This window comes from Moorena sp. SIO4A5, from assembly GCF_010672005.1.
In the GTDB taxonomy this organism is placed as follows: domain Bacteria; phylum Cyanobacteriota; class Cyanobacteriia; order Cyanobacteriales; family Coleofasciculaceae; genus Moorena.
Map to the genome: position 1 here is coordinate 1 of NZ_JAAHHZ010000163.1, position 12,354 is coordinate 12,354.

Sequence of the window (12,354 nt, forward strand, 5' to 3'; positions counted from 1 at the left end):
TAGGAATATGGAGTAACCTGACATCTAGGTTGTAGGATTTGAACCTACATGTAACACACAGTTAAATAGCTATTGCTATTCGAGCTATCCCCCCACTGGCGTGGGTTTCAGCTCAACGAGTCGCACTTCCACCTGCCCATTTCAGCACAGGAGATGCTAACGGTCTTTCTTTTTTTATGGGATGCTGTATTAGCGAAAATGGGTCAGATTCTGTTAAAATAGCCACGTTTGTCATCAGTAAAATTCCATACCAGCAATATTGTATAGCATTTTGATTTGAGATGTAAACCTAGGATTAAGATAACAAGTAAACAGGGGACAGGGAACAGGGAACAGTAGTCAAAATATTCCATTTTTTTTTTAATGCTAAATAAGCATTGGTTTTTATAATATATTTATCAAGGCTATATATCCCTTGTATATTATTATTGTTGCACCATAACATATAAAATATCTATATAACTGTATAAAAAACAAAAAAATATTTAAAATAATTGATTATTGATAGTTAAAAATATCTTACTTTATATCAAATCCGGATAATTTTCTATACTTACAATATCCAGACAAAATCTTTCTCCCCCTACTCCCTACTCCCTACTCCCTACTCCCTACTCCCTACTCCCTACTCCCTACTCCCTACTCCCTACTCCCTACTCCCTATGCCCTATTCCCTGCCCGCATCTCTATCACCAAGAACAGCTACCAAAATTCGGAACAATTCTTCTAAATCAGCTGGAACACGGTAAAGATTCAGGTCTTGAGTAACTTGTTTATGCTCTCGGTGCAAAAGCCCAAATTGCCAGATCTCCCCTGTAGAAACAGCACCCTGTAAAATCAATTGGTCACCGTCACTCCATAGATCGAGGGCAATTAATTCTACAGCAAGTTGGGTAAAGCCTCTTTGGAGATTAGCATTTTTGGCTTCTATGACCAGCAGTTTACTATCGGTATAAAGATAATAGTCTAGATAACCTTTTAAGTATTCTGTAACAGTGAGGGGATATTCGATTCTTAGCTGGGCTTGAGTATAGTGGATTAAATCAAGTAAAATAGGAGCGATTAGTAATTCCCGTCGAGCTGCTTCACTGGTTAAACTAACATAGGGTAAGCTTTCTTCAATTCTGGATTTGAGACTATAAAGTCGGTCTATTTTTGTCGTAGACTGTTCTAAATTCAAAGAGCTTCGTTTCAAAATATAGCCAAATTCAGCCAGAATGTCTTCTGGCTCAACCACCATTTCAAAATAACTTCTAAACGTATAAGATTTACCAGGTTGGAGGATGGGAATTTTGTTCATCATTAAAATAGGGAGTGGGGAGATGGGGAGATGGGGAGATGGGGAGATGGGGAGATGGGGAGATGGGGAGATGGGGAGATTTTTATTAAGGATAATTATCCTGAAATGATATAAGTTTAATTATTTAGATAAGTTATAATTATAGCGTTTATCATAGCTATGAGGTACACAATATTTTTCACCTCTTGCCTCTTGCCTCTTGCATGCATGCCTTTTGCCTCTTACCTGCTCCCTGCTCCCTGCTCCCGACTCCCGACTCCCGACTCCCTACTCCCTACTCCCTTTTCAATTCCTTAATCCGATCACAAAGAGTGCGATCGCTTTTTTCTAGCTCAGCATTTGTTATCAAATAATCCTGGACCCAATCACAACTATAGGTTAGGACTTGATCAAGATCGAGGACTTGATCCACATTCCACAAAATTATCTTACTATCAGCACTAGCAGAGGCTAGAATTTCCCCATCTTGGCTGAAGGCAATTCCCTCCACCTCATCTTGATGTGCTGTGAGGGTAGTCAGCAAGGTACCATCCCGCTGCCAAAGTTTCACCGTCTTGTCAGCACTGGCAGAAGCGATCATTGTGCCATCGGGGCTGAAGGTCACTCCCGTAATCCGGTCACTGTGTCCTGTCAGGGTATGTAGCAGTTTTGGTTTGGTCAGATACCAGTCTTCACTGTCTCCTTTCCAGACTTTCACTGTCTTATCCTCACTACCGGAAGCAATCCGCTTACCATCAGGGCTAATTGCCACTGTTTTCACCTCATCCTCATGACCTGTGAGAGTATACAGACTATCGCTCCAGCATTCCGGTAGTAAATTGCTGTTGTCACGGTGCGCGTTCCCTAGCGCTTTGAAAAAGCGCGGGGTCGCAGCGCTTGGTTTTGCTTGCCCTGTACAGGTACTATCCCACTTCCAGAGTTTAATAGTTTTATCTTCAGACGCCGAAGCTATTATCTTACCATTGGGACTGAACGCTACTCCATCCACCTCATTGCTATGACCTTCTAGGGTGGTTAGTAAAGTCCCATTCCGCTGCCACAGTTTAATGGTTTTATCTTCAGAGGCTGAAGCAATTATCTGACCATCGGGACTGAACGCTACTCCCTCAACCCCAGCGGAATGGTTGTTCAAAGTACCTAGCAAGGTGCCATCTTGATCCGAGAGTTTCACTCTCTTGTCACTACTTGCGGAAGCAATAATGTCACCATCGGGACTAAATGCTACTCCCCTAACTATAGCGCTATTATTACTCAGAGTCGATTGCAAGGTGCCGTCTGGTTGCCAGAGTTTGACAGTGTTGTCGCTACTTGCGCAAGCAATCAGCTTACCATCGGGGCTGAATGCCACTGCCCTAACCCCACTGCAATGACCAGTAAGGGTTGTGTACAAGGTACTGTTCTGTTTCCAAAGCTTAATCGTACTGTCCTCACTAGCCGAAGCAATTATCTCACCATCAGGGCTGAATGCTACTCCCTGTACCTCATCCCGATGACCTTCTAAGATAGTGAGCAACCTGCCCTCTTTTGTCCAGAGTTTAATGGTATTATCCTCACTAGCCGAGGCAATTAGCTTACCATCGGGACTAAAAGCAACTGCATAAACTTCGTCCCTATGTCCTGTTAAGGTTTTAAGGAAGCTACCCTCTTTTCTCCAGAGTTTGACAGTATTGTCTTCAGAGGCAGAAGCAATAATCTCACCATCGGGGCTAAACGCTACTCCTTTAACTCCTGCACTATGACCTGTAAAGGTTCTAAGCAAGCTACCCTCTTTTGTCCAGAGTTTGACAGTATTGTCTTCAGAAGCAGAACCAATAATCTCACCATCGGGGCTAAACGCTATTCCTTTAACTCCTGCACTATGCCCTGTCAGGAGTTTGTGTAACTTGCCCTCTATGGTCAAAAGTTTGACAGTGTTGTCTTCACTAGCGGAGGCGATTAGCTTACCATCCGGGCTGAAGGCTACTGCTTCAAACCCAGCACTATAGTTAGTGAAGGTGTTTAGCAAGATGCCCTCTGTTGTCCAAATTTTGACAGTGTTGTCGGCACTAGCCGAGGCAATCATCTCACCATCTGGGCTAAATGCCACTCCCTTAACTTGGGAGCCATGACCTTCTAGGGTGTTTACCAGCTTGCCGTCCCGCTGCCAAATTTTGACAGTGTTGTCACCGCTAGCCGAGGCAATCATCTCACCATCTGGGCTAAAAACCAGGTCGTAAACCGCACCCCGATGTCCTGACAAGCGATTGTACTCCTTAATCTCATACATGATTCGCCAGAGCATTTTCTCAACTTGAGTCTGGGTATCTGCCTTTGCTCCAGCTAACTGTTGCAGTTTGTTCCAAGCCTTGATGGCGTAGATCAAGGCATCCAACTTGTGATTGGAGGCATAGAAGACTTCAGAGGATTTAGCGATCGCATTAATTTCGTTAATGACAGCTTTTTCGTACTCCAGGAAAGCCATCAGTCTTAAACTAGCCGACACTAGAAATCCTGTGCTCACTGTAGCCAGCAGCAGCTTTTGCAGTCGGGAAATTTCCTTTTCTTTGGTCAATTGTATTGCCACCGCTTTAGTTCGTGCGGCTTCAGCCCGTTGAGCCTCCCGTTTATCCAAAGCTTGGCTAGCCGATAAGAACTGATAATCTTGGTCACTCAGGCTACGGGAATCTGCCCAAGCTAAAGCATCGAGTAAGGCTTGACCTCGCAATAGTCTCGATTCATCTTGACAATCACTATTGAACCAATCTCTTAGACTTGTGCCATAGGGACGAAGATTTGATAGTTGCTTGCTGACCCAATCACAGTTGAAAACAGCCGCATAAATGGGGTTGCGAACCTTAACCTTGCCCTGACTCTTGACCACTAATCCCGACAGTAGCAATTCCATTTGTTCCCAACTGTCATCTGCTGCTACTGCCCCCTGTTGCAGAATTTGCTGATAAAGTCCTAATAACCGCCCAGCCCGTTGCTCATTGCTGAGAATGCGATCGCGTATGGTCCTGAGATGCTCTGGTTTATCTTGGACTTCCCAGTTGTTAATAATCCGCCTATCCACAAGGGACTCAAGAGATGTGGGATTGACAGTACCATTCTCTGTATCCTCTAGAATCAGCTGACATAGCTTTTGGGTCAGTAAAGGTTGTCCTCCCGTAAACGCCAAGATTTCCCTAAGTAAGGCTTTGGGATTGCTAACCCTTCCGCTCAATCCTAGCCCTAGAGTTTCGGATTCTTCCAGAGTAAATCCACATAACTCAATCCCCCTTCCGATATTAAACGGAGTCCGTTGCTTATCTACAATCAAATCCGAGGGAGTGGCTACCCCTAACAAAACAAAACTGAGGCGTTGGTAGGCTTGGTTTTCTGTGCGCTTGTTGTAGCAAGCTCGGATTAGGGCAAAAAAATCTTCAATCGGGAACGATAAACCCAGAATGCTATCGATTTCATCAATAAAGATTACCAAATTTCCCTCAACCTCTGCCAGTAGCACCTCCTCAATAAAATCACTAAGACGCTTCACTGGGGATAGATAAGAGTGTGAACGCCACCAAGCTCGTAAATTGACCTGGAGGTTGAAGCTGCTCACCAGACAGCGTACCACACTAGCATACCACTGGTCTGCTGTCAAATCTTGGGTACCAATTTCCGTCAAATCAACGATTCCACAGTGGATGCCTATTCTTTGTAATCGGTGAGTAGTTTGCACCCTCAAAGAAGACTTACCCATTTGCCTGGAGGTAAGGACATAACAAAACTCACCCGCTATCAGAGCCTTATACAAATCCTGATCTGCTCTACGGCGCACATAGCAGAGGGTATCAGGGGGTAAACTTCCGCCAACTTGATAGTTGTGCTTTTTCATGATTTACAGGCATCAATGGGTTTTACCCCAAGTGAGTACTAAAGTACTGACGATACAAATCACAACTAGGCACAGCCCCCTGTTTGTGGAGCTGTACTAATCCTAAACTTTGCAACTTAAAGGCTAGCTTTTGCTCTAATTCCACTGGCTGGGATGACATAACCACTTTTCGATAGGCTACTACCAGTTGTGGATATTGTTGTAGATTCCACCATTGTCGTCGAAGGTCATCATGATAAATTCCCGATTCAGTTGCTGCTGAATTCAATAACTCCTCAAAGGTAACGTCACCGCGCCTAAGATGATCTAATGCTACTCTTAAAAGACAAGGATTTCCTCCTACTTTAGCCATAATTAATGATATGTGATCGAAGCTGGAATCATCACTACCCCAATCAATTCCGTGGCGACGGGCTAATTCTTGCACTTGGGCCTTAGTAAACTCTGGCAATTCAATAGATAATCCCACATTAAAAGGGGATTGGTGGATATGTAACGTAATATAAACGTCAGTAGAATGTATAATAACTAAGCGCAATTTTTGCCAAATTGTGCTACCGGTTACACCGTATTTGGCTTTCTCATACCAAGCTCGCAACAAACCCAAAAAATCCGTGGCAATGGCAGGGTAATTAAACAACAGGTTGACCTCATCTAAGGCCAATACCACCGGTGTATCTATTTCTTTTAATAGATACTTCTCGAAGTAATCTGTGGTATTTCCACTGCTGCCAAAGATATCATCCCAATAATCAGTCAGTCGATTCGGTAATTCTAGGCTACGAGTGACTGTGGCACAGAACCATTGTAAAAATCGCTCTAAATCGGTGAACACATTGGCATCGGCTTGCTGCAAGCTCAGAGCAACTGTGCGGAAGCCAGATGCTCTAGCGTGATCAAGAATCCTCACCATCAGCGAGGTTTTACCCATCTGTCTAGGGGCTTTAATTCGGATTAATGCCCCTGGCTGCAACACTGTTTCGTAACATAAAGAGTCATTGGGGGGACGCTCGATATAAAAAGAAGAATTCAGAGGCACCACACCTCTAGGTAATTCCATCTCTGTAGGTAATTCCAGCTCGACCTCTGGCAACTCCTCAAGCTCCACCTCTCGTAATCGCTCCCTGATCACAGAACGAATGTTATTTTTTGTGATCTTCTCTCCAAAAACCTCTGAGAGGATATGCCACAACCGGGAGCCAACCACCCGAATGTAATCGGCATCGTAACCGGAACCGTCAGCAATCTCTTGATAAGTTTGTCCTGACCAACATTGGCGGAGCACCAGTTCTTGAACTGCGTTTAAGCGTTCGGGTTTGATGACCGTATCCACTATCGCCAATGCTTCTTCAACACTCATTACTTTTTATTATGTAATCAATTAGAATTATTTATTACTTTTTCTCACAGACAAAGCCAAATTGCCGATTTACCTTAAGGATAGGGATCGCAAATCGTCCTTTAGGGTTAACGCCAAGTCAGCGATCAATAAGCGATCGCTGGCTACCTACTTCAAGGGGGATCAGCTTCCCTAGTCAACCAGGCTTACGCAATTAAGCCATCTAAAAACTACCTATACGGGTTAAAGGGTTAGTAAACAGCTAGAAAAAATGTCACAGAGTCTACCAAAAACTCTTATTATTTGTTAGACTTAAATTAGGGTAACACCGACAGGGATTATTATGTAACTTAAATTAAAGCCGAAAACCAAGGGTTTAATAGTTGCGCTCTCGACCTACGGTGGAACCACTTTTTTGACATTTCTATGGCGCTCGCGGGATATTCCGTCAGAGCTTTGGGAGATACCCCCTGGATGTGAAAGCATCTTGCATTGGCGGGCCAAAGTCTATCTTGGTAGACTTTGGTAGCTAAAAAGTATCGGTAACAGTTAAAACTACCTCGTAATTGTGGGCATCCAACAATAGGGCATGGGATTTACCCCTACTCCATGCTCTATTTTGTTATACCTGGTTAACTAATGGTTAACTAAGATGTTCCATAACTGATCCATGGTAGTAGTCCACGGTGGCTAGCGTTGTATTGAAGTTTGGTTTTCGAGAGTTGACCGTTGCTTGTTTATCGTCCACATTCAGTCCACATTCAACAGTCCCACCTCTGATTTAAACGGTATAACCGCAACTTAGGATGATGCCAAACAGCGTTATTGATTTGCTGAGTCAAACCATCAGGAAGGATGTTCATCGTTAACAACCATTAACACAATTGAGCTTAAAGAATATGGCAAAACGTTTACTATACCACAGCTTTTGCCTTTCGGGTTTCCTTTTTGGCTCAATTATCAATGAGTAACTCAATTGGGCTAATTCAGGGTGATAGAGAAAGTAGGTGTTCGCTAGAATTAACAATGATCAGCCAGATCAGCAACCTGTAGAAAGGTTTCAGGATTCTGCCTTTAATGACCTCCTGATTCCCTGGCTTAACCCAGATAGTTTTAGGAGACGGTTGAGGCAAGTAATCCAGAGGTCAAAGTGGTATAAGGGTTATCGATTCGCCGTCTTATTGGTGGCTTTGGAACGTTTCAAAGTCATTCAGTTTAGTATGGGACGGCAAGTGGGATCAAAATTGCTAAAGGCTTTTGATTCTCGCTTGACTTATACCCTGAATTCTACCGTTAACTATACCGTTAACTATACCGTTAACTATACAGTGGCGCGGTGGTCAGAAGATGAATTAGCGGTCTTGCTCCAAGACATTAACGATGTCAGTGAAGCTACCTTGGTAGCAGAACAGATTTGCGCTAGCCTGCGATCGCCTTTTTCGATTGATGACCATGAGATCTTTATGAGTGCCAATATTGGAATTGCTAGCAATGACAGGGATGATTACCAACCCTCTGCTCTTCTTGACAACGCCAGTCTAGCTCTTTATCGAGCCAAAATGGAAAGTAACACTGGCTATCAGCTATTTACCCCTGCCATGCGCACCCGGAGTGCAGAGCGGTTGCAGTTAGAAGATAGTTTACGCTTGGGTATTAAGCGCCAAGAATTGCGGCTTTATTACCAGCCGATTGTGTCTCTTGAAACCCATAAGCTGGCTGGCTTTGAGGCACTGGTGCGCTGGGAGCATCCCGAACGGGGACTGCTGTTGCCAGCAGAATTTATTCCGGTGGCAGAAGAAACAAAGCTGATTGTGCCACTGGGTTGGTGGGTACTACGGGAGGCTTGCCAACAAATGTGGCAGTGGCAACAACAGTTTGCCCAATATCGAGATTTAACCATCAGCGTTAACGTCTCTAGCTTACAATTATCCCAACCAGATCTAATCAGTAAAATCGACACAATTTTGTGGGATTCTGGTCTCGATGCCAAGAGTTTGAAACTGGAGATCACAGAAAGTGTACTGCTGGAAACCACTGCAGTGGTTCTGTTGGAGAAACTCAAACAGCGAGAGATTCAGTTGTGCATTGATGATTTTGGGACTGGCTATTCTGCCTTGAGTTACTTGCCAAATTTACCCATTGATATATTGAAAATTGACCGCTCTTTTGTCAAAGGCATGAGTGATGATCACAAACATGGGGAAATATTGCGGTGGATGGTAAAGTTGGCAAACGACCTTGGTATACATGTAGTAGCAGAGGGAGTAGAAACTGAAAAGCAATGGGGACAGCTTTGTGATTGGCGTTGTCAATATGGACAGGGGTATTGGTTTTCTAAACCTTTAAATGCCGAAGCTACTGAAGCCTGGTTAGAGGGTCTAAGTGTGGGAGGAGAAGGGAGTGTGGGAAGATGGGGAGATGGGAATCGGGAATCGGGAATCGGGAATCGGGAATCGGGAACTTCGGATAAAGGAAGATTAGGAACAACAGAGGATTTCTTGGTGTGATGAGAAATCAGGATTGGGTTTGATGATCGACTGCGCGTTTATGATACTGTTTATGATACTTATGAGGTACATTCAATTTTTCCATAGGCCACTCCCGACTCCCGACTCCCGACTCCCGACTCCCGACTCCCGACTCCCTAATGATTCCCAAAGCCGAACGATACTGGCTCAAAAATGCCTACGTACCATGTTGCCTACTGGAAAACAGCAACATTTACCATCGCAACGAGCAGGGTTTGTGCTTAGTTGATATTGAAATTAATCAGGGAGCCATTGCTGCAATAGTGCCAAAGGCGATTTTTCCCAAGGGGCAGCAAAACACGATGGTCGAAAAGAGCCGCTACGGGAACGCAAACAGTACCGACAACAGCATTGCAAACAGTGTTGAAGCTAGCACAGATACCAGTAACATACCTAGTCACATCCCGAGTATAGATCTCAAGCAAGGACAAGTATGGCCCTGTTTTCTAGATATACACACCCATCTGGATAAAGGTCATATCTGGGAACGGTCTCCCAATCCTGATGGTACCTTTAATAGTGCCTGTCTGACCGGAGATGCTGATGCCGAAACCTATTGGCAAGGGGAAGATTTATATCGGCGCATGGAATTTGGACTCAAATGTAGCTATGCTCATGGCACTAAAGCTATCCGCACCCACATTGACTGGGTTGGAGAACAAAGTGCGATTAGCCTAGGCGTTTTCCAAACCCTCCAGAAAGAATGGCTTGACAGAATTACCCTACAAGCAGTGTCTCTAGTTACTCTAGATTACTATCAAACTCCCGCCGCTGCCATTACCTTAGCCGACACAATTGCTGAAATCGGAGGCATACTTGGGGGAGTAGCCTATAGCAACCAAGACCTGGATGCTCAACTCGATACGGTCTTCTCCCTAGCTAAGGAGAGAAACCTCAACCTAGATTTCCATGCTGATGAAAATGGTAATCCCGATTCCCATTGCTTACGACAGATTGCCAAAGCTGCTATTCGTCATCAGTTTACCGGAAAAATTCTTTGTGGTCACTGTTGTAGTTTGGCAGTGCAACCCTTAGAGGAGGTTGCGGAAACTCTCAAGTTGGTCAAAGCAGCAGGAATTGCTATTGTTAGCTTACCCATGTGCAATCTTTATCTACAGGATCGACAGGCTAACTGTACACCGTCCTGGCGGGGAGTCACCAGGGTCCATGAAATTAAACAACAGGGTATTCCGGTAACATTAGCTAGTGATAATTGTCGAGACCCCTTTTATGGATTTGGGGACCATGATGTATTAGAAGTCTTTACCCAAGCGGTACGGATTGCCCATTTAGATATGCCCATCGGTGATTGGCCCTGTGCCGTAACCAAGACAGCGGCTGATTTAATGGGTTTACCCGAGATGGGTAGGATTGGGGTGGGACTCCCGGCAGATTTGATTTTGTTTAAAGGACGCCATTTCAGTGAACTTTTGTCCCGTCCCCAACATGACCGAATTATCTTGCACCAGGGTAAGCCAATTGATACTACGTTGCCGGATTATGCTGAGTTAGAGAATTAAGAATTAAGAATTAATAATTTAGAATTAAGAATTAAGAATTTAGAATGCAGAATTAAGAATTTAGAATTAAGAATTTAGGGAGTCGGGGCAAGAGAATGTAGGGTGCGTTAGGGGCGGGCGAGCCCTAATTTTCCACTTCGAGCGCCAGTATTAGAATAGCCCGCCCCGTAACGCACCACCAAGTAGAATGCTGATGACTATGATAAATACTATATATCAGTTCTCAACAATTCCTGAGCCCATATCCGATTTTTATCTGAAAAAGCTGGTACTGGCTCTTGGTCATAATCGAGTTGGTAATCATAACCCCCTCGTTCATAAACACTATTAATTATAGCTTGTAAATCTACTATCGGTTCAGAATCCTCTGGACGTAATGGTAGGGAAAAAGTTGGGAGTTGCTCTGGCAGATTACAAGTATATAATTCGGCTCGTGGGCGACGCTCTTCTCGACTAACCAAAACCCGATAATCGCTTTCGATAGTATTATCTAATAGTGGCATTGGTTTCCAGCCTCTGAGCAAATCGATCTCTACTAAATTAGTTAAACTTCCTAACACCCGTTGGCGTTTTTTCAGGTAAGTTTCTCTACCGTCACCAGAGCGCTTATTAACTGGAGATAAAACTTCGATAGCGGTTACCACAGCACCGGTAGTCATATCTCTTACTTCCAAATACCCTTGCTTGATTTCTTCAGGCATAGGAACCATTACTGTCACTGGTTTTGTGGTTGGTGGCGCAACAGCAACGTTAGAGCTGGAAGAATCTTCAGTATTTGGTTGACGTTTAACAGTAACATCAGGAATCCTAACTAATAAGACGTTATCTTCGTTAGTTTTATTAACCTGATAAATGCGCTTTTCAATAGCTACTTTATACTTCGGACGTACCTGAGGAATTAAACACTCAGCAATTAGACTAATCAACCAGTGATGTACTTCTGGCCATAAATCAGGATGCTCTAAATACGGATCCATACCGGGAAAGATTGACGGCATCCCTTAACCTCCGATCAGCTCTTTCTTCTAGGATAGCAGGATAGCAGGTTAGCAAGTTAGCAGGTTAGCAGGTTGTTCGCTTTTGAAGCTAGTAAGATCCAAGTTTTTGGGTTTTAGGGAGCAGGGACTAAAGCCATAGGCCACGCTTTGGGCCAAGCCCACGCTGCGCAAACGCCAACAGAGCTTCGGAGCACTGAATTCAGAAGATGGAAGAGGTAAAAAATATGTGTACCTCATGTTGAGGTGGCTCTTTGCCAATAAAAGTCATGGGCTACTGAAAACCTAGTTTTTTTCAATACCCCCTCAGGGACTGCTTACGTATCAGGTAAGGTATAATGGTAAATAATTACCGCACTACAAAAGTAAAAATGATTGGGACATGTATGGAGTTTAACCTCTTTATACTGACCGGTCTGAGGTGAATAAAAAAATAATCTCCATTCCTATTCGGTGATGAAAGCGATGAAAACTAAATCTCAAAAAATCAAATTATACTCAGTAAACGATCTGAAATCACTGTCCCAGTTAGCCTGTATATCATCTGAAACCCGCTTAGCAATGCAAGCTGTTGCTAAAGTGCTACCTTTTCGAGCAAATAACTACATTGTTGAAGAACTTATTGATTGGAAAAATATACCAGATGATCCAATTTTTCGCTTAACGTTTCCCCAGCCAGACATGTTATCCTCAAGGGATTTGAATACCATGGTTCAACTCCTAAAAGACAATGTTCCAGAAAAAATTATGCGACAAACTGCCAATGAAATTCGTCTTCGACTTAATCCCCATCCCGCAGGACAAAAGCAATACAAC

9 protein-coding genes and 1 pseudogene are annotated in these 12,354 nt (G+C 43.8%); 5 read left to right on the forward strand and 5 right to left on the reverse strand.

What is annotated here, in order from left to right; genetic code table 11:
* Positions 1-667: 667 nt before the first annotated feature.
* The gene (locus tag F6K57_RS30140; RefSeq protein ID WP_364304601.1) at positions 668-1,303 is read right to left on the reverse strand and encodes a hypothetical protein; all 636 of its coding nucleotides are present in this window, start codon (positions 1,301-1,303) and stop codon (positions 668-670) included.
* Between the two features lie 156 nt (positions 1,304-1,459).
* Between F6K57_RS30140 and F6K57_RS30145 the strand changes: the two genes are divergently transcribed.
* Positions 1,460-1,597: a hypothetical protein gene (locus tag F6K57_RS30145; protein WP_293028345.1), complete on the forward strand. Its 138-nt coding sequence runs from the start codon at positions 1,460-1,462 to the stop codon at positions 1,595-1,597.
* Here the strand turns inward: F6K57_RS30145 and F6K57_RS30150 are convergent.
* Together F6K57_RS30150 and F6K57_RS30155 are read right to left on the reverse strand one after the other, a co-directional pair.
* Positions 1,575-5,156: an AAA-like domain-containing protein gene (locus F6K57_RS30150; protein WP_293071882.1), complete on the reverse strand. Its 3,582-nt coding sequence runs from the start codon at positions 5,154-5,156 to the stop codon at positions 1,575-1,577. The genes F6K57_RS30145 and F6K57_RS30150 overlap by 23 nt on opposite strands.
* Positions 5,157-5,178: 22 nt before the next feature.
* Positions 5,179-6,516, reverse strand: coding sequence for an AAA-like domain-containing protein (locus F6K57_RS30155; RefSeq protein WP_293071883.1), 1,338 nt, complete (start codon positions 6,514-6,516; stop codon positions 5,179-5,181).
* 986 nt (positions 6,517-7,502) lie between these two features.
* Between F6K57_RS30155 and F6K57_RS30160 the strand changes: the two genes are divergently transcribed.
* The 3 genes from F6K57_RS30160 (at position 7,503) to F6K57_RS30170 (ending at position 10,543) form a co-directional block, all read left to right on the forward strand.
* Positions 7,503-9,002, forward strand: a complete 1,500-nt coding sequence (locus F6K57_RS30160; protein WP_293071884.1) for a bifunctional diguanylate cyclase/phosphodiesterase — start codon at positions 7,503-7,505, stop codon at positions 9,000-9,002.
* 61 nt (positions 9,003-9,063) lie between these two features.
* Positions 9,064-9,252 carry a hypothetical protein gene (locus F6K57_RS30165; RefSeq protein WP_293028333.1) on the forward strand — a complete coding sequence of 63 codons (189 nt, stop codon included), beginning with the start codon at positions 9,064-9,066 and terminating at the stop codon, positions 9,250-9,252.
* A gap of 73 nt (positions 9,253-9,325) precedes the next feature.
* Positions 9,326-10,543 (forward strand): cytosine deaminase, encoded by a 1,218-nt coding sequence (locus F6K57_RS30170; RefSeq protein ID WP_293071885.1) that lies wholly within the window; start codon positions 9,326-9,328, stop codon positions 10,541-10,543.
* Positions 10,544-10,752: 209 nt separating this feature from the next.
* On the opposite strand, the gene F6K57_RS30175 is transcribed toward F6K57_RS30170, so the two are convergent.
* Positions 10,753-11,541, reverse strand: a complete 789-nt coding sequence (locus F6K57_RS30175; protein ID WP_293071886.1) for a DUF4058 family protein — start codon at positions 11,539-11,541, stop codon at positions 10,753-10,755.
* Positions 11,542-11,589: 48 nt separating this feature from the next.
* Positions 11,590-11,778 carry a hypothetical protein gene (locus F6K57_RS30180; protein ID WP_293071887.1) on the reverse strand — a complete coding sequence of 63 codons (189 nt, stop codon included), beginning with the start codon at positions 11,776-11,778 and terminating at the stop codon, positions 11,590-11,592.
* A 321-nt stretch (positions 11,779-12,099) separates the two neighbouring features.
* Here F6K57_RS30180 and F6K57_RS30185 point away from each other — a divergent pair.
* Positions 12,100-12,354, forward strand: a pseudogene (locus F6K57_RS30185) (lysine 2,3-aminomutase); the annotation flags it as partial.